The 23,292-nt window shown below is 42.2% G+C and carries 26 protein-coding genes and 2 riboswitches; of the genes, 4 read left to right on the top strand and 22 right to left on the bottom strand.

Annotation, left to right across the window (positions count from 1 at the left end; genetic code table 11):
* Positions 1–16: 16 nt before the first annotated feature.
* The 17 genes from sufC to IRB79_RS24950 all read right to left on the bottom strand — a co-directional run bounded on the left by sufC (position 17) and on the right by IRB79_RS24950 (position 16,598).
* Positions 17–802 (bottom strand): Fe-S cluster assembly ATPase SufC, encoded by a 786-nt coding sequence (gene sufC, locus IRB79_RS24870; protein ID WP_048008468.1) that lies wholly within the window; start codon positions 800–802, stop codon positions 17–19.
* Between the two features lie 339 nt (positions 803–1,141).
* On the bottom strand, positions 1,142–1,294 hold the full coding sequence (locus IRB79_RS24875) for a YuzK family famiily protein (protein WP_169799774.1): 153 nt from the start codon (positions 1,292–1,294) through the stop codon (positions 1,142–1,144).
* Between the two features lie 292 nt (positions 1,295–1,586).
* Positions 1,587–1,958: a carboxymuconolactone decarboxylase family protein gene (locus IRB79_RS24880; RefSeq protein ID WP_009331734.1), complete on the bottom strand. Its 372-nt coding sequence runs from the start codon at positions 1,956–1,958 to the stop codon at positions 1,587–1,589.
* A gap of 133 nt (positions 1,959–2,091) precedes the next feature.
* Positions 2,092–2,937, bottom strand: a complete 846-nt coding sequence (locus IRB79_RS24885; protein ID WP_243505833.1) for a MetQ/NlpA family ABC transporter substrate-binding protein — start codon at positions 2,935–2,937, stop codon at positions 2,092–2,094.
* A gap of 12 nt (positions 2,938–2,949) precedes the next feature.
* A complete protein-coding gene (locus IRB79_RS24890; RefSeq protein WP_221879456.1) occupies positions 2,950–3,618 on the bottom strand; it encodes a methionine ABC transporter permease in 669 nt (222 codons plus the stop codon).
* Positions 3,611–4,636, bottom strand: a complete 1,026-nt coding sequence (locus IRB79_RS24895) for a methionine ABC transporter ATP-binding protein (protein ID WP_243505834.1) — start codon at positions 4,634–4,636, stop codon at positions 3,611–3,613. The genes IRB79_RS24890 and IRB79_RS24895 overlap by 8 nt, the downstream gene beginning before the upstream one ends.
* Positions 4,637–4,790: 154 nt before the next feature.
* A riboswitch (SAM riboswitch) is annotated at positions 4,791–4,894 on the bottom strand.
* Positions 4,895–5,033: 139 nt separating this feature from the next.
* Positions 5,034–6,350: an O-acetylhomoserine aminocarboxypropyltransferase/cysteine synthase family protein gene (locus IRB79_RS24900; RefSeq protein ID WP_243505835.1), complete on the bottom strand. Its 1,317-nt coding sequence runs from the start codon at positions 6,348–6,350 to the stop codon at positions 5,034–5,036.
* Between the two features lie 86 nt (positions 6,351–6,436).
* Positions 6,437–6,538: riboswitch (SAM riboswitch) on the bottom strand.
* A 51-nt stretch (positions 6,539–6,589) separates the two neighbouring features.
* A complete protein-coding gene (locus IRB79_RS24905) occupies positions 6,590–6,928 on the bottom strand; it encodes a hypothetical protein (RefSeq protein WP_243505836.1) in 339 nt (112 codons plus the stop codon).
* 142 nt (positions 6,929–7,070) lie between these two features.
* Positions 7,071–8,342 carry an MFS transporter gene (locus IRB79_RS24910; protein WP_243505837.1) on the bottom strand — a complete coding sequence of 424 codons (1,272 nt, stop codon included), beginning with the start codon at positions 8,340–8,342 and terminating at the stop codon, positions 7,071–7,073.
* A 152-nt stretch (positions 8,343–8,494) separates the two neighbouring features.
* On the bottom strand, positions 8,495–8,803 hold the full coding sequence (locus IRB79_RS24915) for a thioredoxin family protein (protein WP_217033893.1): 309 nt from the start codon (positions 8,801–8,803) through the stop codon (positions 8,495–8,497).
* Between the two features lie 16 nt (positions 8,804–8,819).
* The gene (locus IRB79_RS24920; protein ID WP_243505838.1) at positions 8,820–9,173 is read right to left on the bottom strand and encodes a toprim domain-containing protein; all 354 of its coding nucleotides are present in this window, start codon (positions 9,171–9,173) and stop codon (positions 8,820–8,822) included.
* 522 nt (positions 9,174–9,695) lie between these two features.
* On the bottom strand, positions 9,696–9,935 hold the full coding sequence (locus IRB79_RS24925) for a YusG family protein (RefSeq protein ID WP_221879462.1): 240 nt from the start codon (positions 9,933–9,935) through the stop codon (positions 9,696–9,698).
* A gap of 166 nt (positions 9,936–10,101) precedes the next feature.
* On the bottom strand, positions 10,102–10,485 hold the full coding sequence (gene gcvH / locus IRB79_RS24930; RefSeq protein ID WP_009331744.1) for a glycine cleavage system protein GcvH: 384 nt from the start codon (positions 10,483–10,485) through the stop codon (positions 10,102–10,104).
* Between the two features lie 89 nt (positions 10,486–10,574).
* Positions 10,575–10,934 (bottom strand): arsenate reductase family protein, encoded by a 360-nt coding sequence (locus tag IRB79_RS24935; RefSeq protein ID WP_243505839.1) that lies wholly within the window; start codon positions 10,932–10,934, stop codon positions 10,575–10,577.
* A 213-nt stretch (positions 10,935–11,147) separates the two neighbouring features.
* Positions 11,148–12,932 (bottom strand): acyl-CoA dehydrogenase family protein, encoded by a 1,785-nt coding sequence (locus IRB79_RS24940; protein WP_243505840.1) that lies wholly within the window; start codon positions 12,930–12,932, stop codon positions 11,148–11,150.
* 68 nt (positions 12,933–13,000) lie between these two features.
* Positions 13,001–14,176 carry an acetyl-CoA C-acetyltransferase gene (locus IRB79_RS24945; protein WP_243505841.1) on the bottom strand — a complete coding sequence of 392 codons (1,176 nt, stop codon included), beginning with the start codon at positions 14,174–14,176 and terminating at the stop codon, positions 13,001–13,003.
* A 40-nt stretch (positions 14,177–14,216) separates the two neighbouring features.
* Positions 14,217–16,598: a 3-hydroxyacyl-CoA dehydrogenase/enoyl-CoA hydratase family protein gene (locus tag IRB79_RS24950; RefSeq protein ID WP_243509654.1), complete on the bottom strand. Its 2,382-nt coding sequence runs from the start codon at positions 16,596–16,598 to the stop codon at positions 14,217–14,219.
* 269 nt (positions 16,599–16,867) lie between these two features.
* Between IRB79_RS24950 and IRB79_RS24955 the strand changes: the two genes are divergently transcribed.
* The 3 genes from IRB79_RS24955 (at position 16,868) to IRB79_RS24965 (ending at position 17,794) form a co-directional block, all read left to right on the top strand.
* Positions 16,868–16,999: a YuzL family protein gene (locus tag IRB79_RS24955; protein ID WP_076258846.1), complete on the top strand. Its 132-nt coding sequence runs from the start codon at positions 16,868–16,870 to the stop codon at positions 16,997–16,999.
* Positions 17,000–17,157: 158 nt separating this feature from the next.
* Positions 17,158–17,430 carry a hypothetical protein gene (locus IRB79_RS24960; protein ID WP_243505842.1) on the top strand — a complete coding sequence of 91 codons (273 nt, stop codon included), beginning with the start codon at positions 17,158–17,160 and terminating at the stop codon, positions 17,428–17,430.
* Between the two features lie 16 nt (positions 17,431–17,446).
* Positions 17,447–17,794: a spore coat protein gene (locus IRB79_RS24965; protein WP_206840266.1), complete on the top strand. Its 348-nt coding sequence runs from the start codon at positions 17,447–17,449 to the stop codon at positions 17,792–17,794.
* A gap of 126 nt (positions 17,795–17,920) precedes the next feature.
* Here IRB79_RS24965 and IRB79_RS24970 read toward each other — a convergent pair whose 3' ends face one another.
* From IRB79_RS24970 to IRB79_RS24990, 5 genes are all read right to left on the bottom strand, one after another.
* Positions 17,921–18,169: a YusU family protein gene (locus IRB79_RS24970; RefSeq protein WP_243505843.1), complete on the bottom strand. Its 249-nt coding sequence runs from the start codon at positions 18,167–18,169 to the stop codon at positions 17,921–17,923.
* A gap of 157 nt (positions 18,170–18,326) precedes the next feature.
* Positions 18,327–19,076, bottom strand: coding sequence for an IucA/IucC family C-terminal-domain containing protein (locus IRB79_RS24975; RefSeq protein WP_243505844.1), 750 nt, complete (start codon positions 19,074–19,076; stop codon positions 18,327–18,329).
* On the bottom strand, positions 19,073–19,897 hold the full coding sequence (locus tag IRB79_RS24980; protein WP_243505845.1) for an ABC transporter ATP-binding protein: 825 nt from the start codon (positions 19,895–19,897) through the stop codon (positions 19,073–19,075). The genes IRB79_RS24975 and IRB79_RS24980 overlap by 4 nt, the downstream gene beginning before the upstream one ends.
* 89 nt (positions 19,898–19,986) lie before the next feature.
* The gene (locus IRB79_RS24985; protein ID WP_243505846.1) at positions 19,987–21,042 is read right to left on the bottom strand and encodes a FecCD family ABC transporter permease; all 1,056 of its coding nucleotides are present in this window, start codon (positions 21,040–21,042) and stop codon (positions 19,987–19,989) included.
* Positions 21,042–22,043, bottom strand: a complete 1,002-nt coding sequence (locus tag IRB79_RS24990; RefSeq protein WP_243505847.1) for a FecCD family ABC transporter permease — start codon at positions 22,041–22,043, stop codon at positions 21,042–21,044. The genes IRB79_RS24985 and IRB79_RS24990 overlap by 1 nt, the downstream gene beginning before the upstream one ends.
* 224 nt (positions 22,044–22,267) lie before the next feature.
* Here IRB79_RS24990 and IRB79_RS24995 point away from each other — a divergent pair, with 224 nt between their 5' ends.
* On the top strand, positions 22,268–23,236 hold the full coding sequence (locus tag IRB79_RS24995) for an ABC transporter substrate-binding protein (RefSeq protein ID WP_243505848.1): 969 nt from the start codon (positions 22,268–22,270) through the stop codon (positions 23,234–23,236).
* Positions 23,237–23,292: the final 56 nt, after the last annotated feature.

Raw genomic sequence — 23,292 nt, forward strand, 5'->3', positions numbered from 1 at the left:
ATGATCCCCCTAACGCTTACGCTTCTTGCCCAACTGTTTCGTCTTCAATGCCCAATTCTTTTTTAATCCAGTCATATCCTTCTGCTTCTAAGCGCTGTGCAAGCTCTGGTCCGCCAGATTTTACAACGCGTCCCTGCATCATCACGTGAACATGGTCAGGAGTGATGTAGTTTAGAAGGCGCTGGTAGTGTGTGATGATTAAGCAGCCAAACTCTTCGCCGCGCATTTCATTGATTCCTTTAGAAACAACCTTCAATGCATCGATATCCAAACCGGAATCAATCTCATCAAGGATCGCCATTTTAGGTTCAAGCATCATTAATTGAAGAATTTCATTGCGCTTCTTTTCACCGCCTGAGAAGCCTTCATTTAAATAACGCTGAGCCATATCAAGGTCCATTTCAAGAAATTCCATCTTGCTGTCCATTTTGCGGATGAATTTCATAAGAGAAATCTCATTGCCTTCCTCAAGGCGGCTGTTAATTGCAGAACGTAAAAAATCGGCATTTGTTACGCCGCTGATTTCACTTGGATATTGCATTGCAAGGAATAGGCCTGCACGTGCGCGTTCGTCAACTTCCATTTCAAGAACATCTTTACCATCTAATGTGATGCTTCCCTGCGTTACTTCATATTTAGGATGGCCCATGATTGCAGAAGATAGAGTTGATTTACCTGTGCCGTTCGGTCCCATAATGGCGTGAATTTCTCCGCCTTTGATTTCAAGGTTTACACCTTTTAATATTTCTTTTCCCTCAATAGAAACATGAAGGTCTTTAATTGTAAGTACTGATCCTGCCATAATATATACCTCCGTCAATAAAAGAAGATTTGTAAATCAGCCTGCAGCCGCAAATCTCTATTCTCATTTTATTCTCATTACAATCTTATAACAAATCAAATTTCATAGCAACTCTTTAAGACCATTAACAAACTTTTCAAACAAAAATGTTTAGAAAGCCTTTAAATATAGATTTTATCATATTAATTTAATGGCATCAAAGTGTAAAATAACCGGGAACCTGGCATGTCCTAACTATTTTTTCCCGGGACTGTAATTTCATGTATTGCAAAAAAGAAAACCAGTGCATTATTGGCACTGGTTTCTATTTTCTTCATTAATATATATATATACCTTAACCTAGGAATGAATTTTTCTTTCAAGATCTGCAACTAAGCGCTGGCTTTGAAGATAATCTTCCTCGCGTCTTTTTTCAACTTCCATTCGAATATCATGTTTCCGGCTGTACACTTCATATCCAACTCCATGGGCAGCTTGCATAGCTTTTTCCATTTCACTCGTGTAGTTCAGCTGTAACTGACTGATAATGAATCAATCCTTTCGGTTTTTATGCTTTTCGCATTTTGTTTTACATCTAAAATCTTAACACTCAACATATACCCCGCACAAAGCGGAAAAAACCTGATTTTTTTAGCAATATAAGGAATGAGAACTGGTGAAGCGCTTTCATATTCCCTATCCTTAAAATACTGGCTGAATCCTCTTGATTAATGGTTGTATTAATAATTTTCTGAAAAATAATCATGATAAAATAAAACTCCTGCTATTGAGCAGGAGCTGGTTATCAGTGATTTTGCTGATTCAATTCTGTCATGGCCTCCTGGACGAGCGTAACCGCCTGGCTCATTGCAGCCCCCCCGCCAAAAGCTGCTGTAACTCCAACTGCCTCAAGAATTTCTTCTTCTGACGCACCTTGATCGATGCATCCTTTCGTATGATAAATAATGCAGTATTCATCCTGAGAGTATAAACTGATTCCAAGTGCAATCAGCTGCTTCTCCTTTTGGGATAAAACCCCTTCCTTAAAACAGGCTTCTGTAAAAGCATTATAATGCTGTGCTAAATCAGGCATTTTTTCAGTGAATACACCCAATCCAACTTTATAGTCATGAAGGGCTGCTTCTATCGAGTTTGAAGGTTCATGATAATGTTCCATTCGGCTCCACTCCATTTCGAAATAGTATCAAGGTTAGTATGTTTGATTATTTTTCAAACTATGCGGGTGCAGAGCCCGGACATTAAATGGAAATTAAAAAAACAGGCGTTTGGACGCCTGCTTTTTACAATGCTTATTCAGATACAGGCACAACGGCACCTTCATATTTTTCAAGAATGAAATCCTGGATTTCTTTAGAACGAAGCACTTCTACAAGAGCTTTAATTCCTTCTTTTCCTTCATCACCTGTGCGGACTGCAATTACATTTACGTATGGTGAATCTTTGTCTTCGATAGCAATTGAATCTTCAAGAGGATTCAATCCGGCATCAATTGCATAATTGGAGTTGATCAGGACTGCATCCCCTTCTCCATTATTGTAGATTTGAGGAAGAAGTGATGCTTCATATTCAGTATCAAACTTTAACTTTTTAGGATTGTCTTTAATATCTTCCAGAGTTGCTTCCGTTTTTTCTGCATCTTCATTTAAAGTAATAAGTCCCTCTGCTTCAAGCATGGAGAGAATACGGCCATGGTCTGCTACTGAGTTGCTCATGATGATTGATGCACCCTCAGGAAGTTCATCAAGGCTCTTATACTTTTGGGAATATACTCCGATTGGCTCAATATGAATTCCGCCTGCATTTGTAAAATCATATCCATGTTCGGCTTTCTGTGACTCAAGGTAAGGAATGTGCTGAAAATAGTTTGCATCCAGCTCCTTAGACTCAAGAGCCTGGTTTGGCAATACATAATCCTGGAATGTCACAACATCAAGTTCAAAGCCTTTTTCTTCAAGTAATGGCTTTGCCTCTTCTAGAATTTCAGCGTGAGGTACGTTGGAAGCCCCTACTGTAATTTTTGTGCTTTCTTTACTTTCTCCGCCTTCACCGGCATTGCCGTCTTCTTCTGAAGTTCCGCAAGCTGCAAGAACAAGTGCTACTGCAAGTGCAAGAGCAAGTGATAACCATTTTTTCATGTGAATCTCTCCTTAACGTTTGTCTAATTTTGTTGTTATGATATCTCCAATAAACTGGATGATAAATACTATGATTAGAATAATGACAGTCGCCATAAGCGTCACATCACTGCGGCTCCTCTGGAATCCTTCCAGGTAAGCAAGGTTTCCAAGTCCGCCAGCACCGATAACACCGGCCATGGCTGTGTAGCCAACCAGCGCGATGGCTGTAACGGTAATTCCTGAAACAAGGGCGGGCATTGATTCCGGAAGCAGAACCTTCCAGATAATCGTGCTTGTTTTTGCGCCCATAGACTTGGCCGCTTCAATTACACCCTTATCTATTTCCCTCAAGCCGATTTCAACCATACGGGCATAAAACGGGGCAGCACCAATAATTAATGCAGGCAGTGCTGCATCTTCCCCGATCATTGTTCCAAGAAGAAACTTGGTAAATGGAATCAATAACACGATCAAAATAATAAACGGAATTGAGCGGAATATATTGACGAAAGCGGAAATGATTTTATTAATTGCTGCGTTTTCCCAAATGTTACCCTTGGAAGTCAGGAAGAGCAGCAGTCCCAGAATTGCACCTAAAATAAAAGTTGCGAGAACAGAAATAGCTGTCATATATAGGGTTTCCATTGTAGCTTCCCACATGGAATCCCACTTCACATTTGGAAACCATTCGTTAAGCATTGGAAATCACCTCCACGCCCACCTGCTGAGAATGAATAAATTCGATGGCTTTTGCAACTTCCTCTGCTTCTCCATCAACATGGATGAATAAAGTACCGTAAGAACCATTCTGTGTCTGGGAAATCTTCCCTTGAAGGATATTCACGGTTACCTGGAAATTACGGATCAGGTTTGTAATCAATGGCTGTTCAGCTGATTCGCCGACAAACCCTAATTGCACTACTTTTCCTTTTGGATACAAATCGACCAGGTGATCAATCGTTTCCTTAGTTTCTTCAGGCTCTGTCACCTGATGTACAAAACGCTTTGTAATTGAAGCTTTTGGGTTTCTAAATACATCCAATACTGGACCGATTTCAACAATTCGGCCGCCTTCCATAACAGCAACCCGATGGCAGATTTTTCGGATAACGTGCATTTCATGAGTAATTAGGACAATTGTTAAGCCCAGACGCTCATTGATGTCAACAAGCAGCTCCAAAATGGAATCTGTAGTCTGCGGATCAAGTGCAGATGTCGCCTCATCACAAAGCAGTACTTTCGGATTGTTGGCAAGGGCTCTAGCAATTCCAACTCTTTGCTTTTGACCGCCGCTAAGCTGGGAAGGATAGGCATCTTCTCTTCCTTCAAGACCAACGAGTTTAATGAGTTCGTCTACCCTTTTCAGCCTTTCCTGCCGTGAAACACCAGCGATTTCAAGCGGAAATGCGATATTCTCCCTTACTGTTCTCGACCATAATAGGTTGAAATGCTGGAAAATCATGCTTATTTCCTGACGCGCTTTTCTTAGCTTGCTTCCCTTTATCTTTGAAACTTCATTTCCTGCAACTGTTACACTGCCCTGGGTAGGAAGCTCTAACCCATTCAGCATGCGGATCAAGGTACTTTTACCTGCACCGCTATATCCGATAACTCCGAAAATTTCTCCCTCTTTCACCTCCAGGTTTACATCATCAACTGCTTTTACCTGGCCATTTTTTGAAGAGAAAACCTTCTGTACATCTTTTATAGAAATCAACGTGAAATGTCACCTCTTTAATCGAAAGATACAGATTATAATTAATAGACTGCTCATATTCCCCTATTTTTTACTCCTTATAAGCTTTCATGCGCTAAAAGCAAAAATGCCTTTCTGCACATGAGCAGAAAGGCATTAAAAAATTAAGTCCTTTCTCTCATCTGTCAAAGCTATGCTTTGAGTGAATTGGCACCATTTCAACTAATTGACGGTTGCCGGGCTTCATAGGGCACTTCCCTCCACCTCTCTTGATAAGAGCGTAACGTTCTATATTCAATTATTGCTTTAAATAAATTTAGCAGTTTTTAATTACGTTTGCTATCGTATCATAGCCATCAAAAAGGTGTCAACGAAGAAATTTTAAACTTTCGGAAAAAAATGAATGGTAAATTTTCCTTTATGCTTTTGCAGCAAGCGATGTGATGCCTGCAGCTGCTTCTATTGCCTGTTCCAGATCCTCAATCAAATCTTCCGCATTCTCGATTCCGATAGAAATCCGAATTAGATCTTCCGGCACTCCTGCAGCTTTTAAACCTTCTTCATCCAGCTGCTGGTGAGTGGTGCTTGCAGGGTGGATAATCAGGCTCTTTGCATCCCCTACATTAGCCACGTGTGCCCATAGCTGCAGGTTATTGATTAGCTTGGCTCCAGCCTCTCTTCCGCCAGATATTCCAAACACAGCCACAGCGCCTGCTCCTTTAGGCAAATATTTATTTGCCAATTCTTTGTCCGGATGGCTTTCATGACCTGGATAAAGCACCCAATTAACGGCTGGATGCGCCTCAAGGTATTCCACTACTTTTTTTGTATTGGCAATGTGTTCCTTCATTCTCACATGCAAAGTCTCAAGCCCCAATGTAAACTGAAATGCACTTTGCGCACTCATCGCAGGCCCTAAGTCTCTTAACAGCTGAACGCGTGCTTTGATAATATAAGCCGCCTCGCCAATTGCTTCGCTATAGACAATATCATGGTAGCTCGGATCCGGCTTTGTAAAGCCCGGGAACTTAGGGGAATTCCAGTCAAATTTTCCGCCGTCTACAATAATTCCTCCCATTGTTGTTCCATTGCCGAGCAGCCATTTAGTCGCAGAGTGTATAACAATGTCAGCACCATGTTCGATAGGCCTGCAAAGATAAGGTGTAGCAAAGGTGTTATCGACAATAAGCGGCACACCATTCTCATGTGCAATTGCTGCGACCTTTTCAATATCCAGAATTTTTAAGCTCGGGTTTCCAATCGTTTCCGCAAAGATGGCCTTTGTTTTATCTGAAATCGCGTTACGGAAATTTTCCGGATCTTTTGGATCGACCAGTTTCACTTTAATTCCATACTTGGGAAGTGTGACTGCAAACAAATTATAAGTACCGCCATATAAATTGGACGCAGCAACAATTTCATCGCCTGCTTCAGCTATGTTTAATATGGCAAGAGTAATGGCAGACTGTCCGCTTGCAAGAGCCAATGCACCAACTCCTCCTTCGAGCAAGGCCACTCTTTCCTCAAATACACTTACAGTCGGGTTATGTATCCTGCTATAAATATATCCTGGCTCTTTAAGAGCAAAGAGATCTGCAGCGTGATCTGTATTCTTGAACTGGTAAGCATTATTCTGGTAAATCGGTAACGCCCTTGCACCAGTTACAGGGTCAGGCTTCAGTCCCCCATGCACTCCAATTGTTTCAAAACGGTAATTTTTTTGTTTGTCAGTCATTGCTTTCTCTCCTCTATAAAAATTTTAGTATTTCTTATCGAAGAGCTGAAAAAACCCTCTTCATAAGAAGAGGGCTGTATCGTCTCTTCTTATCTACCAGAGCATCCCGCTCTGCTGGATTTAGCACCGTGTACTTTACCGGTTGCCGGGCTTCGCTGGGCCAGTCCCTCCGCCTCTCTTGATAAGAATATTCAGTTAATTAATATTAAAACGATATTATCATACTATTAAAAAAACGGTCAAGTATTGTGATATGAAATTTTCCCTAAACAGAAAAAAGACTCGAGGAGCAATTTTTTTCTAAAGGTGGTATCCATCATTATTTTATTTTGGGAAAGTGCATCTCTTAACTTTAACTCTCCTGAAATCAGTGACAGCACAGCTTCATCAGAGCCCAAGATCTCCACATCAAAATGGCTGGTGTGACTTACCTTCCGGATTTCCCCATTCGAAACCATCAGAGGAATGCTTATATTTCCCGCCTTAATAAGCAAAGAGAAATTTGATTTTCTTAAAAAGTATCCAAGATGCCCTTTAGCCTTTAATTCCCGGATAAATACATCAGGTAAATCCTTCACAGCCTCACCTCTTTTAATGGGTCTATCATCTTTAATATTCAGTAAGGAAGATCTTCAATCCTTTATTTTTCATTCGACAAATACAGAAAGACAATGCCTGTTTATTAGGCATTGTCTTTCATTTCCCGAGAAATATGTCAGATTATACTATTTTTACAGAAGGCGCTTCAGCTTTTGTCTTATTATAGCTTCTGAAAACAAAGAAAAAATAGAGAGAGCCGATCAAATATAAAGAAGCAGTAATCGTGAATACGAGTGCATATCCCCAATAATCTCCATATCTCATGACGATTCCTGTTGAAACAGGCCCCATTACAGCCCATCCCAGATTGAAAACCATCTGATTGACGGAGTTTGCCAGTCCTTTCATCGAATCATTTACCTTAGACATCATTAGCGACATTTGTATAGGATTTCCAGCATTCATTAATGCCTGCCGGAACAAAAAGCCGATCGCAGCAAGCCAAAGATTCTCTGTATAAGCAGTTAAAAGCAGAAAAGGAAGTGACATGAGCTGCAGGATTACAACTGCTTTGACTTCTCCCACCTTCCTTACCACAACCGGGCCGATAATCATAGCAAAAGCAGTGGCAGCCTGCCCTAATGAAATAATAATGCCAATGGCTGAATTGGAAGCTTCAAAACGGTCTGCGAAGTATAAATTCAGATAAGGGATAACCAGTCCTGCTCCAATTCCTATTAGCAGCTGCGCAAAAGCAAACATGGCGATAATTTTGACGCCTTCATTTTTAGCGGAAAGGTTTTTGAGCGAAAAATCCTTTAAGCCTCTTACATCGTTTCTATCTTTGGGAGCTTCTGCGAAACGCAAGATAGGGACAAGGCCTGCTATGAAGAAAACACTTGCAATCAGAAGGGTAATGCGGATGCTGGTGAGCTGATCCACAAATAAAGAAAATACATCCGTTAAGATGCCTCCGCTTAAGTTACCGATTACATTTGCACCCGTCATAATGGCAAAATGGATGCTGAATAAATGAACCCTTTGGTCAGCCTTTGAATTCTCAGCCAGCCATGGTATGCCGGATACTTGCAGAAATGCTGTTGTCAGCCCTGTAAGAAAAGCAAATAAAATCAGGAGTTCCTGCAATTCAACCATACTTCTGAAAAGCATAACGACACCCGTAGCAACAGCCCCAAACAGCATCGCTCTTTTTCTGCCAAATCGGTCGCTGGCGATCCCTGCCGGCACAAGAATCAGTGCTGTGGCGAGAGCAGTCATGGATATGATTTGCCCATTAACACTTTCGGTGTAGCCGAGCTCCCTTATGTAGAAATTATAGATTACCATGAATATCCCAAAACCTATTTGTGTAAGGATATTCGCCATAAAGGCCAATTTTATATTGTGGTTATAGCCTTTAAATTGGCCAGTCCACTCCTTGTAAAATGCCATCCGGATCCCTTCCTGCACTGTGTGATTATTTCGATTCCCTAAGTATCATACTCTTTCGGAGGGGGTTTGTAAATATATTTTGAATATTGAAAAGGCGGATTTCAATGTTTTTAAACATGCAAAAAACCAGGCAGCTTTGCTCCTGGTTTTTCTCAATAGATGCTTCTGATTCTATCCAACAAATAGGGAACTGACCGGAATGCATATAATTTTTCTTGTAAATTTCCTTCCTTAAAGATGAGGAGACAAGGTACGCTTTCTACTCCCCATTGTTCAGCCAATTGCGGCATATAATTTAAGTCCGCTTTCCCAATCTTTTGATCAGGCAGCAATTGTTCAGTAACTGTCAGCATCTTCCCAGCCATCTGACAGGTTCCGCACATAGGCGTGTACAAATAGATAAGGGCCGTTTCTTGCCCGTTAACCGCTTCCTCAATCTCCAGCTGCGACCATTCCTGCATTTTATCATCCTTACTTTTATCTGTCTAAATATTGTGTATAAACGTCAATATTAGCTCCCAGCAGCACTGTAGCCAAATGATGTTCCGGTGCTGTCGCTACTTCTCTGTACATTCTATCGATGTATAGATGCTCTGCCTCTGGAAATTCCCTTTTAAACTGTTTTCTCAGCTTTTCACCTGCTGAATCGGCATCCACCAATATATATACATCCTTATCAAACAGCATGTCAATTAATTCATCTAGTTTGGTAATGCTTATTGTTCCATTTGTGCAGATAATCTCAACAGGTTCTCTTATAATGTTTTTAACCTTCGTTTTATCTGACTTTCCCTCGACAATAATAACTTTTTCCGGAATTCCCTCGTTCATCGTCATCACCTGAAAGGAGTTATTTTGAAACTGTTACTTTAATGTTAAGGCTCTCTTCGTATAAATTGTTGTTTTTTGCCTATCAAGATTGTCCGTTGATTTCCGCTTCAGGCTGCTCGCTTTCCGCGGGGCGGGCGGTGAGCCTCCTCGACGCTCCGCGTCTGCGGGGTCTCACCTGTCCCGCTACTCCCGCAGGAGTCTCGCACCTTCCGCTACAATCAACACAGCAAATAATATAGAAAAAGCAACACACCTAAGAAAACAGCCAAATTTTAAAACCAGTCATGCATTGGTTTTTATCTTAATATATTCATTATTCTCGATTATGGTGTGAATCTCCTGCCCATATTTAAGGTTAGGACTGCGCTGATTTTACATATTAATTCTACAGCTTAGTAAAGGAATGTTTTTGAAGAAAAATAATCATTGCAGCCTCTTAAACGGCCTATTTCATTGTATGCCCGGTTATATTGCTTTAGCCTATTAAATAAACAGCGGAAATCATTCCGCTGTTTACAGTAGTCAGCACCAGCCGCCTTCGTCACAGTCTGTGTAGCGCTCTTGCGCTTTATCTGGAACGGAGACATTCTGATATATTTTTTGGTGGTCGGTTTCAAAATGATGGGCCAAGTTAAAGGAAGAGCCTTCAGGAAGGCTGATTTGGCCTATTTTTTCGTTTTCAAGATAAAGATCAATCCCATTATTTTTAAGCTTGCCGACAACCCGATCTGTAATATCGATTTTCTGCTGATTCAATGTCATGGGTAACCAATCCTTTCATGCTTTTAGGTATCTATAGTTTGCCCTTTCTCTGTAAAAGAAAAATAGCAATTAAAGCCAGAAACAAAAAGCAGCAGCACTTGGATCAGACTCGGATTCAGCCATAAACAGCATAAAAGCCGGTTCTTAAAGAACCGGCTTTCATTCATTAGTCTTCGTTTGTCATTTCTTCATATTGCTCAGCAGTCATCAAGCTTTCTACTTCGCTTAAATCTGAAGGCTCCACCACAACCATCCATGCTTTTTCATATGGGGATTCGTTCACGAATTCAGGGTTGTCGTTAAGGTCTTCATTTACTTCAACCACTTTACCGCTTAAAGGCGCATAAAGTTCAGAAACTGTTTTTACAGATTCTACGCTTCCGAATGGCTCGTTTGCACTTAGCTCATCGCCAACTTCAGGAAGCTCAACGAATACGATGTCACCAAGTTCTGATTGCGCGAAATGCGTAATCCCAATGCGTACTTTCCCATCTTCTGTTTTTACCCACTCATGCTCTTCTGAATAACGTAATTCTTTTGGTGTGCTCATTATGTATCCCTCCATATTAATATTTCAATTTATGATCAGTAAATCGATCTCATGGTTAAATATGGCTTAAAAAGCTAAAATCCAGGCGCTTAGGAAAGCCATGTCTTTTCATATTCCTCTTCTTTAAAGCCCACTGTTGCCTTTTCTCCATCTGTCAGCAGCGGACGCTTAATCAGCATGCCGTCTGTTGCCAAAATATCGAGCAGTTCTTCTTTCGAAGAGGTCTTCACCTTGTCCTTCAGCCCGAGTTCCCGGTATTTTTGGCCACTCGTATTAAAGAACTTCTTTAGTTCCAGTCCGCTCTTTTTATATAGCGTTTCAAGTTCGCTTTGAGAAGGCGGATTGTCTGTTATATGTATTTCATCATAGGACAGATTATGTTCATCAAGCCATTTCTTGGCCTTTCGGCATGTCCCGCATTTAGGATACCAATAAAAAGTCAACGCCATTTTTTCACCACCCATTTTAGGAAATTCAGGCTTATCCAAAATTGCTGCCTTTTAATTGAATAGTAACATAAATGGATGACAAAGCATAACATTGATCACCAATTTAATATTCGACAAATTTCTATATAATCCTCCTGTCAGAAAAAAAGTTTTTAAAGGTTTATTTTGGAAAAAAGTAAAGCCCCCTTCATGATGAAGGGAGCCTAATAGCAATTAAACTGTAAAACGTTCTGCGTCGATCAGTTTTTCTGATGCTTCACGCTTCTTTGCTATGACGTTGATTGGGGTGTGGCGGGTGAATTTGCGAAGTGCTGACATCATCATGCGCAGGGCATCGCCGTTTTCTACTGCCACAAGTGTTTCTTTTGCATCCTGCTCGATTTTGTTAAATGCTTCCTGGCAGAAGATTTGGGTGTACAGAAGTTTTTGCTTACTCTTTTCAAGTCCTGCTTTTTCAATAGCCTTTTCCGTACGGAGAACAACCGACTCCATTGCATAAGCATTTGATATAATATCCGCAATGTTTACGAGTACTTCCTGTTCTTTTTCAAGAGCTTTTCCGTACTTCTGTGCTGCTAAACCAGCTGCAAGCAAGCCGATTTTCTTCGCGTTTTTCACCAGATATTTTTCCTGTGCAAGCGGCTCGTCACCAGGCTCTTCAGGCATCATCATCATGAGCTCTTCCTGCAGCGCCTGGGCTTTCTGGAATAATGGAAGCTCTCCTTTTAGTGCTTTGCGAAGGTACGTGCCTGGCACCAGCAGACGATTGATTTCGTTTGTTCCTTCGAAAATACGGTTAATGCGTGAATCACGGTAAGCTCTTTCAATCTCATATTCAGCCATGAATCCGTAGCCTCCATGGATCTGGACACCTTCATCTACTACGTAGTCGAGGACTTCCGTATTAAAGAATTTATTCATGGAGCACTCAATAGCATATTCAGCGATTGACTTCGCCACTTCTTTTCCATCTTTCACTTCTTCGTCCGAAAGCTTGCTCATACGGTCCTCGAATAAGCCTACAGTCCGGTATACTGCACTTTCAGCGGCATAAATCTTAGAAGCCATCGTTCCCAGCTTTTCTTTTGTCAAATTAAACTGAGAGATTGGTGTCTTAAATTGCTGGCGCTGATTGGCATATTGAACGGCAAGTTCGAATGCGCGCTTCGCACCGCCAACTGCTCCTACACCTAACTTATAGCGGCCAATATTTAAGATATTAAATGCAATCACATGTCCCTTGCCAAATTCACCAAGAAGATTTTCCTTTGGCACCTGGGCATCTTCAAGAATTAACGTACGGGTAGAAGAGCTCTTAATTCCCATTTTCTTTTCTTCTGCCCCTACAGATACACCTGGGAACTCTCTTTCAACGATGAATGCAGAGAAGTGTTCCCCGTCAATTTTTGCGTATACTACGAATACATCTGCAAAGCCTGCATTCGTTATCCATTGCTTTTCTCCGTTTAATACATAGTGCGTACCCTCAGCATTCAGCTTGGCAGTCGTTTTTGCTCCAAGAGCATCAGAACCAGAGCTTGGCTCCGTCAATGCATAAGCAGCAAGCTTTTCGCCAGTAGCCAGTGCAGGAAGGTATTTTTGCTTTTGCTCTTCATTTCCGAAAAGAACAATCGGAAGGGAACCGATTCCAACATGTGCACCATGCGATATGGAAAAGCCGCCTGCACGCGCCATTTTCTCGGCAATAAGTGCAGAGCTTACTTTATCTAAAGCAAGTCCGCCGTATTCCTCTGGAACATCTGCGCCTAATAAGCCAAGTTCTCCAGCTTGCTTCAATAACTTTACCGAACGGTCAAATTCGTGGTTTTCCAGATGCTCAATTTGCGGAACAACTTCATTTACAACATAATCTTCAGTTGTCTTAGCAATCATAACCTGCTCATCTGTATAATCTTCAGGCGTAAAAACCCGGTCATAGGAAACATCTTCAATTAAAAAGCTTCCGCCTTTGATAAGGTTTTCAGTTTGATTTGACATTTTCTTATTTCCTCCATTCTGTTTTTATGGAGAAAAGCCTTTGGCTTCTCTCCAAATTTCGGCTCATATTATAAAAGTTCAAATACTCCGGCTGCGCCCATTCCGCCTCCGATGCACATTGTTACAACCCCGAATTGCTGATTACGGCGCTTCATTTCATGGATTAGAGATAGAGTGAGCTTGGCACCGGAGCAGCCCAGCGGGTGTCCAAGTGCAATCGCCCCTCCATTAACATTTACTTTCTCTTCATCTAAGCCCAGCTCACGGATAATTTGAATGGATTGGGACGCAAAAGCTTCATTCAATTCAAATAAACCGATATCGGAAAGCTCCAGCCCTGCAAGCTTTAACGCTTTAGGAATGGCCACAACTGGACCGACACCCATGATTTCGGGAGGAACACCGCCTACTGCAAAGCTTCTGAATTTAGCCATTGGCTTCAGTCCAGAAGACTCCGCCTTTTCCCGGTCCATTACCATTACGGCTGCAGCTCCATCACTTGTCTGCGATGAATTTCCAGCTGTGACACTGCCGGTTACCGAGAATGCCGGACGCAGTTTTCCGAGTGTTTCAACTGTGGAATCTGCACGGACGCCTTCATCCTGGCTGAACTGGATTGTTTTTTCTGTAAGCTTATTGTCTTTTCCAACGGATCTAAACGTTACGTCTACTGGCACAATTTCATCTTCAAATTTGCCTTCCCGGATTGCCTGCGCAGCCCTCTGATGACTTCTGACCGCAAATGCATCCTGGTCTTCTCGTGTAATGCCATACTTCTTTGCAACTTCTTCAGCTGTATGTCCCATACCCATATAGTATTGGGGAGCTGTTTCGGCCAGTTTGGCATTCGGACGGACTACATGCCCCATCATCGGCACAAGGCTCATAGATTCCGCTCCGCCCGCAATGATTGTATCTGCATGGCCAATCATGATTTTTTCAGCTGCATAAGCAATTGCCTGCAGGCCTGAAGAACAATAACGATTGATTGTTATCCCCGGCACTTCATATGAAAGTCCGGCAAGGGCTCCGATATTCCTTGCCATGTTCAGCCCCTGTTCTGCTTCAGGCATAGAACAGCCGATAATTAAATCATCGATGTTTCCTTCATAATTTCCTGCGCGCTTAAGGGTTTCCTTTACTGCAAGTGCACCTAAGTCATCCGGCCTGACATTTGCAAGCGTACCTTTTTTGGCTTTTCCGACCGGTGTCCTGGCACCTGCAACTATTACCGCTTCTCTCATTATTTTCCCTCTCTTTCTCATAATGTCTCAATCTATTGCTTTAATTGCGCAACGGTTTCCCCTTTAAAAGCATGTGCTGCATTCGCTGCTGTGATTTCGGTTCAGCTACAAGGCTTAGGAATGCTTCTCTCTCCAAGTCAAGCAAATATTGCTCATCCACTTCTGTACCGAATGGCACTTTTCCGCCTGCGATTACATAAGCAAGCTTTTTTGCGATTTTTAGATCATGCTCTGAGATATACCCTGAGTAGAGCATTGCCTGCGCTCCAAGCAGAAGTGTTGCATATCCTGTTTCGCCGACAACCGGCACCTTCTTCCGGACAGGAGGCTTATAGCCTTTTTTGTGCAGAGCAATAACTGCCTGCTTTGCATCATAAAGGAGATGGTCCCCATTCACACTGATGCCATCTGCCAGGTTCAGGAAGTTATTATCCCTGGCTTCCTCGCCTGATGTTGAAACCTTTGCCATTGCAATCGATTCAAATACTTTATTGGCAACCTTTTGAAGGTCAAATTCCACACCATTTGGCATACTTTCAAGATGCTTAATATAGAGCTCCTTGTTTCCGCTTCCTCCTGGGATCAGGCCTACCCCCACCTCAACAAGTCCCATATATGTTTCGCTTGATGCCTGAATATGTGCTGCCGGCAGACAAACCTCCGCCCCGCCGCCAAGCGTCATGCCAAATGGAGCAGCAACAACCGGTTTCGCACTGTACTTAATTTTCATCATGGCATTCTGGAACTGGCGGACTACCATATCCAATTCATATATATTGTCATCCTGCGCTTCCATGAGGATCATTCCGAGGTTGGCGCCTACACAGAAATTTTTGCCTTGATTCCCGATAACAAGTCCTTTGTAGTTCTTCTCCACTTCATCCACTGCAAAGTTGATCATTTGGATAATATCCAATCCAATGGCATTGCTTTGCGAATGGAACTCAAGCAGTGCAACACCATCGCCTAAATCAATCAGGCTTGCACCGGTATTCTTTTTAATTACACCTTTTTGCTTCTTTAGCTGTTTCAAATTGATTGCTTTAGGGTTTTCCTCGATTAATCTATACTCGCCATTGTGATAGAAATATTGCTTGCCTTCCTCTTCTTTATAGAAAGTACCAAAGCCTTTTTCCAGCATATCTTTTACCCACGCAGGCACTTCCTCACCTGCATCTTCCATCTTCTGAACAGATTTCTCTACACCAATGGCATCCCAGGTTTCAAATGGCCCCATTTCCCAGCCAAAGCCCCATTTCATCGCCTTGTCTATTGCTGTTACATCATCAGCTATTTCGCCGAGTAATTGAGCCGAGTAAATAAGAGCCGGACTCAGGATGTTCCACAATAATTGGCCTGCACGGTCCTCTGAATATACAAGCGCTTTCAATTTTCCAGAAGTGCCTTTTTCCTGCTTGCTCAGTTCCGTCGAAGCTGTCTTAAGCTTTTTGCGAGGACCGTATTCCAGCGATTCAGGATTCAGCTCAAGAATCTCTTTGCCCTTTTTCAGGAAAAATCCTTGCCCTGACTTGCTTCCAAGCCAGCCTTTTTCCTGCATCACTTTCATAAAGCCCGGAACTTCAAATACTTCCTTTTCTTTACCGTCCACCTGGTCATAAACATTGTTTGCCACGTGTATAAATGTATCAAGCCCTACTACATCAAGTGTTCTGAATGTAGCACTTTTCGGCCGGCCAATCAGCGGTCCAGTTATAGAATCGACTTCGCCGACACTGTACCCGCCCTTTAACATCTCCTGCACTGTAACCAGCAAGCCATAAGTGCCAATTCGGTTGGCGATAAAGTTTGGTGTATCTTTTGCTTCAACTACTCCTTTTCCCAGTACATCTTCGCCAAATTGCTTCATAAATGACAGCACTTCAGAAGAAGTGTTTTTAGTAGGTATGACCTCAAGAAGCTTTAAGTAGCGAGGAGGATTAAAGAAATGTGTTCCAAGGAAGTGTTTTTGGAAATCTTCCGAGCGCCCTTCTGACATTGCTTCTACAGATATTCCAGACGTATTGGAGCTGACGATGCTTCCAGGCTTGCGGTATTGGTCTACTTTTTCAAAAACCTGCTTCTTTATGGCGAGGTTCTCCACAACAACTTCAATAATCCAATCGACATCCTTTAAACGCTCCATGTCATCTTCAAAGTTTCCTGCCTCAACTAATGCAATATTCTTTTTGGAAGTTAATGGAGCCGGTTTTTGCTTTAATAATTTTTGGAGATTCCCTTCACTGATTCGATTGCGGACTGCTTTATCTTCAAGAGTAAGCCCCTTTGCCTTTTCAGCATCCGTTAATTCGCGAGGCGCGATATCCAGTAATAATGTCGGAATTCCGATATTGGCCAGATGGGCTGCGATCCCTGAACCCATGACTCCGGAGCCTAAAACTGCCGCCTTCTTTATTTGTTGGATCAACTTTATTTCCCCCTTTAACTTTTTTGAATGAATACTCATTCATTTTATTCTCAAAAAAAATATGCTTCTCTTCTGAATGAGTTCTGTTAGTTATAACTATAAAATATTTGCAAAATTTACGCAATGATTTTAAGCGGAAATTTAAAAATGTTTTGAAATTTTTTTAATGCCTCAGCTGTAATTTATATATTTTATTCGAAATGTAAATAAGTGTTTTGGACACTCTAAAAAGGAAACATCTTTTGTTCGTTACGGAGGTGAAAGAAATGGGAAAAATGAAGAAAGATCCTTCTAAGGCAGGAGTCAGCGCTGCAAGTGTCCAAGGAGATGCGGGTCCTACCGTTGAAAGGGAAGGGCCTAAAAAAAGGAATAGCCAAAATAATCAATATAAGCGATAACCCGCTGTTTAAAGGCTGGCTGACGTCAGCCTTTTATAGTTTCCATTATGTATATAGGTAATTCATTTTCTGCAGAATAGCAAACGTTTTTAAGAGGAAAGATATCCTCGAAAAGAATTGCAGCTATTATAGCGCAAAAAGAATTGGAGGGACAATTAATGCAACAGCAAAATATGAATATGCAGAACCAGCAGGGCATTATGCAGCAGCCTCCTGCTGTTATTTCCACTAAGGATGCCCTTTACTTAACAGATATGCTTTCCTGGAACCTTCTCGCCTGTAAAAAAGCGCATTTTTACGCTCAGCAATGCCAGGACCAGGAGCTAAAAACACACTTTGAGCAATGCGGCCAAATGCATCAGCGTCACTACGAACAGCTGCTTGTTCATTTAAACCAGCAAAATCAGCAGAATTTTATGGGAATGCAATAAGGAAGGAGCCTTGAAAATGAACCAGAACCAGAATCCAAATACGATTCAAAATCCTGAGACACAGGTAAATAAAACTCCGCAAATGAATGAGCGGGATTTTACAAATGATATTTTATCTACAGAAAAATATATGACAGATGCCTATTCTGTGGCCCTAAATGAAGCAAGCCATCAGAGTCTGTATCAGGATATTCTTGCGGCTTTTAACGAAACACAAAACCAGCAAAGAGAATTTTATAATCTAATGTTCAAAAAAGGCTGGTATAAAGTTGAAGCGGCTGACCAGCAGAAGCTTCAGCAATCTTATCAGCAGTTTCAGGGTTATACAAATCAGTTGCCTTATGGCAATGGGCAAATGCAATAAGAAAAGCGGAAGCGCCTTGCCCACCCCCGACACCTCGAGGGGGTAGGCGCTGGAGCTAGACAATTATCGAAGTTGCACACTTCAAAAAAACAAAAACCGCTGCTTTGATTGCAGCGGTTTTTTACTTCACTTTTTATTGCTTCTCATCTCTTCATTCATTGTTTTAATTTCAGTTATCAGTGCCTTCATTTCCTCTTTTGCATCAGGGTATGTATCATTCCAGTGCTTGGCTAAAGGCGGCATTGATTTCGCAATAAAAGAGTACAGCGCCCAAGCTTCAACCTTTTCTTTTAATTCTGGAGAGGTCTCGCCGATTAGGAGTTCGGTATATTTTTCAAGCAGGCCATCCAGCTGTTCCTTTAACTTCTCATTCATTGCTACTCCTCCTTTTTATCGCTGTCTAACGGGCAGTAAGACTCCTGCTTCAAACCTTAGAGGAATCGAAGAGGGATAAGCAGGAGTCTTACTGCCCGTAAAGGCCCGATTGGTTCAACTATCAATCATTGGGATAAAGCCCCCACTGATTGAAGTTTCACTTTATCCTGCAGGCCAGAGGACATGTCCCGCATCGTTTGCCGCTGCTGGTCAAATAGGAATAGCAGCATGTTTTTCTTGGCCTCACCGTTTTGCCGGTACTTTCAATCAGTATTTTCTTACTGTCAAATTTCTTTAAGGGATTCGTATTTTCGCAGCCGAACAAATTGCCTGAAGCCTCTTCCAGGATAAACTTAAAATCATCAGCAGCCCTTTCCGAATGTGTTTCCAAAGGTAAAATCTTTTCGTAAAGCCAGAACAGATAAATCGCTATATTCTCCCAAAGTATTAGTTTAGAAACATTTGCTTCGTTTGCTATTCTATTCAACACCGGAAAAATATGGCCATTAAAAAGAGTTCCTACAGCATCCTCTCTCCATTTTTCCCTTTCCATCTCAATGCCTTGGCCTTGAAGGTGAATAAAACTAAAGCCGGGAAGCCATAGTCCATCTTTTTCCTGACTGACAAATGTTATATTTTCATGGCTGATATCCAATTTTATATTCCAGGACGTCATACTATACAAGTAAATTACAGGCAGAAAGGCATATCTTTTAATTAAAATAGAAGCAGCCGTTTTTTTATCAGTTGCTCCTATATGGTTTTTCACTTTATCCAGGTATGGACCTGCCTGACTGGTATCCAGCAACTTTTTCACTTCAATTGTTAAAGGAGAGCCTTCCTCTGAATGCTGGGCAAGTCTGAACTGCCCGAGAGCTTCTGCCTGTTCTCCTGTTAATTTAATCATCCCTGGAATCCTTGCCCTTTTAAAATACATCTGCCTTTCCCATAAGGGATGCAAAGCGGTGTGCCGAATAATGGATCTATCGTAACCTCGCATTCCATGCCGAATACGGTTTTGACTAATCCGCAATTGATGACATGTTCGGGCTTGCCCTGAGCGAAAACCTTCTGATCCTTTATGGCAACAATATTATGGGCATAGCGGCAGGCCAAATTCAGATCATGCAGCACCATGACGATGGTACGCTTTTCTTTTTCATTTAATTCAAATAATAAATCCAGTATTTCAATTTGGTGGGTCATATCTAAATACGTAGTAGGCTCATCAAGCAAAATCGTATCAGTATCCTGAGCCAAAGTCATGGCAATCCAGGCGCGCTGGCGCTGTCCGCCGGATAATGAATCCACTGTCCGGTCTTTCAATTCTTCCATGCCTGTAGCCTTTAATGCACTTCTGACCTTTAATTCATCTTCAGTTGACCATTGCTTCAGCCATGTTTGATAAGGGTATCGCCCCTGTTTGACAAGCTGAAGCACTGTGAGTCCTTCTGGGGCAGAAGGGGATTGGGGCAGAATCGCCATCTTTCTGGCAACATCTTTGGTTGAAAGTCTGGCTATAGCCTCACCTTCCAATAAAACGGCACCTGATTTCGGCTTTAGCAGCCTGGCAATGGACCTTAGCAATGTCGATTTTCCACAGCCATTTCCACCAATAAATACTGTGATTTCTCCCTTTGGAATTTCCAGGTCCAATTCATTAATAATAATGGTGTCCCCATATGACAAGGTTAAGTCTTTTGTTGCGATCGCTTGCCCTGCTGTCATTTCTGCCCCTCTCCTTTTCCTTAATATCTATATCTATATCTATAGGCTATCCAGTTACCAGTACGATACGAGTTTCAAGCTTTTCCAGCTTATGCGTTTCTTGTCTTGAAAAGCAGGTAAATAAAGTAAGGTGCGCCAATGCTGGCTGTAAACACACCCGCCGGGATTTCAAGCGGTGAGAACAAAGTCCTGCCTATCAGGTCGGCTGCCATCACAAGGATTCCTCCAATAAGTGCGGAAGCCGGAAGCAAAGCGCCAAAAGCAGAGCCAACCAGCCTCCGGGCCATATGAGGAGCCATTAATCCAACAAAGCCTATCCCGCCGCCAAATGCAACAGCTCCGCCAATTAATGCCGTGCTGACCATCAGCAGAAGAAACCGGTATTTCTGTACTGTGCTCCCTACTCCCTTTGCAATATCATCGCCAAGTTCCTGGATATTGACATTTCGTGCTAAAACAAACGCCAGTATCAGAAACACGATTGTCCATGGGACCAAAATTGCGACATTATCCCAATTTGAACCGTAAACAGTCCCGGTTATCCAAATATTCGCCTGGCTTGCCTGGTAAATCGGCCCAAAGACCATCATCAAGGTTGTCAGTGCCTTCATTAGGCTTGCAAGTCCGATCCCAATTAAAACAAGCCGTACTGGCGATACTCCATCCTTATAGGCGAGAAAATAAACAAGAAAGGCCAAAATAGCAGCACCCGCAAAAGCTGCAAGAGGCATCCAATTTATACTTACAGTTAATGCATTATTTTTATCACTAAAAAAAGCAAGAAAAGCTACAACTGCTACAGATGCCCCTCCTGTAATCCCGATTATGTCAGGAGATGCAAGCGGATTTCTGATGATTCCCTGCAGGATGCCCCCCGCTGCAGCAAGCGCCATTCCTACCATTAATGCAACGATAATTCTTGGAAGTCTGAATGACTGAATGACCAGCCTATCCATATCCGAACCCCCGCCAAAGAATACCTGTACAACCTTCAGAGGGCTGATTTTCATTTCACCCGTGCCGGTGCTGATGATAAAAACTCCGGCAGCAGCTGCTGCCAATAATAAAAAAGTGATAAGTGCTTTGCGGTTTACTAAAAAAGAAATTCTATCGCCAAACAAGCGCAAGTTATAATATTTTTTCATTACTGATTGAACCCCCTTCTGGCAATATACACAAAGAAAGGAGTTCCAATTACAGCCGTCATGACGCCAACAGGAACTTCCTGCGGCATGATGATATACCTTGATGCTATGTCCGCTACAAGAAGGAGCATCCCCCCGAATAGACCCGCATAAGGAATCACCCAGCGATGGTCAATGCCGACAACTGCCCGGGTTAAATGGGGAATGACAATGCCTAGAAAGCCAATAGGACCAGCAACAGCTACCGCTCCTCCTGACAGAAGCACAATAACAATGCCCGCACCCAATTTCAGCAATCCTGTTTTCAAGCCCAGCCCCTTCGCTACATCCTCGCCCATTGATAAGACGTTCAATTTCCCCGCAATGATCAGGGAAAAGATCCAGCCGGCTAATAAATATGGGAATACAGCTGCGAGGGTCTCCAGCTTTCTTCCCGATACGGATCCTGCCAGCCAAAATAGCACCTGTTCCAGGGCAGTCTCATTAATAACGAGAAAGCCTTGTGTCATCGAAGCAAACATGGCACTCATCGCCGCACCGGCAAGGGTTAATTTCATGGGTGTCAGCCCTTCCCTGCCGATAGAGCCAATTATATATACGAATATAAATGAAACAGCAGCCCCCAGAAATGAAACCCATGTAAAGGCCTGCAAATTACTAATTGAAAAAAGTGTTACTGTAATAACGACTGCAAATCCAGCACCTGCGTTTATTCCGAAAATTTCAGGAGCAGCAAGGGGATTCTTTGTCAGTGTCTGGAGCAATACACCCGCAATCGCAAGGCTTGCCCCTACTGCCGCCGCAATCAATGCTCTCGGCAGACGGACTGATTGAATGATTATGTGTTCATTCGTTCCATCGAATTTTGTAAATGCATCAATTGCCATCTTCCAGGTTGTGTCGGTATATCCGTATACAATACTGAAAGACATTAATACTAATAATAGTAGGATAGCTGCAAATAGCCCAGCCCATCTCAGAGAATTTGTTTTTAATAGCATAGCGAGACCCTTCTTGCGTCTATTTAGTAAGGTTTAGTTACATTTTCAGTCTATTGTACAGAGGATTAGCTGTCAATGAGTTTGAAAATCATTTTCATTGATCATTGAAAAATTAAATGAAAATGATTTTCAATTACCTATTGACAATTTAAAGTGTCCACAGTACTATAAAATTGTCAAATGAAAATGATTATCATTAACAACGCAAAATGGAGGAGTACATAATGAAATTCAAGTCTTTACTTGCCATTCTTTCAGTTTTCACTATCTTGTTCCTGGCTGCCTGCGGGAATAACAGCGAACAGGATGAGAAAGCTGATAAGGAAAAAGAAGGAAACAAAACAGAAGATACAGGCTATACAGTTGAGCATGCAATGGGCACAACTAAGCTTGATAAAGCGCCTGAAAAAGTTGTCATTCTGACAAACGAAGGTACAGAAGCATTGCTTTCCATGGGGGTTACTCCAGTCGGTGCCGTTCAGTCCTGGACTGGCGATCCATGGTATGAACATATCGCTGATGATATGAAAGATGTTCAGGTTGTGGGGACAGAAAGCGAAGTCAATGTAGAAGCAATCGCAGCGCTGCAGCCGGACCTTATCATCGGCAACAAGATGCGCCAGGAAAAAATTTATGATCAGTTAAATGATATTGCCCCTACTATTTTCGCTGAAACATTGCGCGGAGACTGGAAGGAAAACTTTGAGCTTTATGCAAAAGCACTTAACAAAGAAGAAGAAGGCAAAAAAGTCCTAACTGATTATGATAGCCGCATAGAAGAAATTAAAACAAGCCTTGGCGATAAATTGAGTCAGAAAGTTTCCATTGTCCGTTTTATGGCTGGAGATGTCCGTATCTACCATAAAGACTCTTTCTCAGGCGTAATTCTTGATCAAATTGGACTTGCGCGCCCGGAAAGCCAGAATGTAGATGACTTCGCTGAGGTAAATGCAACAAAAGAACGCATTCCTGCTATGGATGGAGATGTATTATTCTACTTCACATATGAAACAGGCGATGGCGAAGCAAACAAGCTTGCAAAAGAATGGATTGAAGACCCATTATTCAAAAACCTTAAAGTAGCACAGGAAGGCAATGTTCATGAAGTCAGCGATACCATCTGGAATACTGCCGGCGGCGTTATTGCTGCTAACCTGTTATTGGATGACATTGAGAAATATCTTGTGAAGTAATGCTAAACTCGTGATTGCGCTCCCATAATACCCCCTCTTTTATAGGAGCTCAAATA

Source organism: Cytobacillus oceanisediminis, assembly GCF_022811925.1.
In the GTDB taxonomy this organism is placed as follows: domain Bacteria; phylum Bacillota; class Bacilli; order Bacillales; family Cytobacillaceae; genus Cytobacillus; species Cytobacillus oceanisediminis_D.

Excerpts from the sequence above, each read along its gene's own strand:
- gcvH (WP_009331744.1), bottom strand. The coding sequence starts at position 10,485 with ATGAGCACACCAAAAGAATTACGTTATTCAGAAGAGCATGAGTGGGTA.
- IRB79_RS24955 (WP_076258846.1), top strand. The coding sequence starts at position 16,868 with ATGGGAAAAATGAAGAAAGATCCTTCTAAGGCAGGAGTCAGCGCTGCA.
- IRB79_RS24970 (WP_243505843.1), bottom strand. The coding sequence starts at position 18,169 with ATGAATGAGAAGTTAAAGGAACAGCTGGATGGCCTGCTTGAAAAATAT.
- IRB79_RS24960 (WP_243505842.1), top strand. The coding sequence starts at position 17,158 with ATGCAACAGCAAAATATGAATATGCAGAACCAGCAGGGCATTATGCAG.
- IRB79_RS24985 (WP_243505846.1), bottom strand. The coding sequence starts at position 21,042 with ATGAAAAAATATTATAACTTGCGCTTGTTTGGCGATAGAATTTCTTTT.
- IRB79_RS24935 (WP_243505839.1), bottom strand. The coding sequence starts at position 10,934 with ATGGCGTTGACTTTTTATTGGTATCCTAAATGCGGGACATGCCGAAAG.
- IRB79_RS24910 (WP_243505837.1), bottom strand. The coding sequence starts at position 8,342 with ATGGCATTTTACAAGGAGTGGACTGGCCAATTTAAAGGCTATAACCAC.
- IRB79_RS24980 (WP_243505845.1), bottom strand. The coding sequence starts at position 19,897 with ATGACAGCAGGGCAAGCGATCGCAACAAAAGACTTAACCTTGTCATAT.
- IRB79_RS24975 (WP_243505844.1), bottom strand. The coding sequence starts at position 19,076 with ATGATTAAATTAACAGGAGAACAGGCAGAAGCTCTCGGGCAGTTCAGA.
- IRB79_RS24940 (WP_243505840.1), bottom strand. The coding sequence starts at position 12,932 with ATGTCAAATCAAACTGAAAACCTTATCAAAGGCGGAAGCTTTTTAATT.
- IRB79_RS24915 (WP_217033893.1), bottom strand. The coding sequence starts at position 8,803 with ATGCAGGAATGGTCGCAGCTGGAGATTGAGGAAGCGGTTAACGGGCAA.
- IRB79_RS24885 (WP_243505833.1), bottom strand. The coding sequence starts at position 2,937 with ATGAAAAAATGGTTATCACTTGCTCTTGCACTTGCAGTAGCACTTGTT.
- sufC (WP_048008468.1), bottom strand. The coding sequence starts at position 802 with ATGGCAGGATCAGTACTTACAATTAAAGACCTTCATGTTTCTATTGAG.
- IRB79_RS24965 (WP_206840266.1), top strand. The coding sequence starts at position 17,447 with ATGAACCAGAACCAGAATCCAAATACGATTCAAAATCCTGAGACACAG.
- IRB79_RS24945 (WP_243505841.1), bottom strand. The coding sequence starts at position 14,176 with ATGAGAGAAGCGGTAATAGTTGCAGGTGCCAGGACACCGGTCGGAAAA.
- IRB79_RS24920 (WP_243505838.1), bottom strand. The coding sequence starts at position 9,173 with ATGAACGAGGGAATTCCGGAAAAAGTTATTATTGTCGAGGGAAAGTCA.
- IRB79_RS24880 (WP_009331734.1), bottom strand. The coding sequence starts at position 1,958 with ATGGAACATTATCATGAACCTTCAAACTCGATAGAAGCAGCCCTTCAT.
- IRB79_RS24925 (WP_221879462.1), bottom strand. The coding sequence starts at position 9,935 with ATGACATTGAATCAGCAGAAAATCGATATTACAGATCGGGTTGTCGGC.
- IRB79_RS24990 (WP_243505847.1), bottom strand. The coding sequence starts at position 22,043 with ATGCTATTAAAAACAAATTCTCTGAGATGGGCTGGGCTATTTGCAGCT.
- IRB79_RS24890 (WP_221879456.1), bottom strand. The coding sequence starts at position 3,618 with ATGCTTAACGAATGGTTTCCAAATGTGAAGTGGGATTCCATGTGGGAA.
- IRB79_RS24995 (WP_243505848.1), top strand. The coding sequence starts at position 22,268 with ATGAAATTCAAGTCTTTACTTGCCATTCTTTCAGTTTTCACTATCTTG.
- IRB79_RS24900 (WP_243505835.1), bottom strand. The coding sequence starts at position 6,350 with ATGACTGACAAACAAAAAAATTACCGTTTTGAAACAATTGGAGTGCAT.
- IRB79_RS24875 (WP_169799774.1), bottom strand. The coding sequence starts at position 1,294 with ATGGAAAAAGCTATGCAAGCTGCCCATGGAGTTGGATATGAAGTGTAC.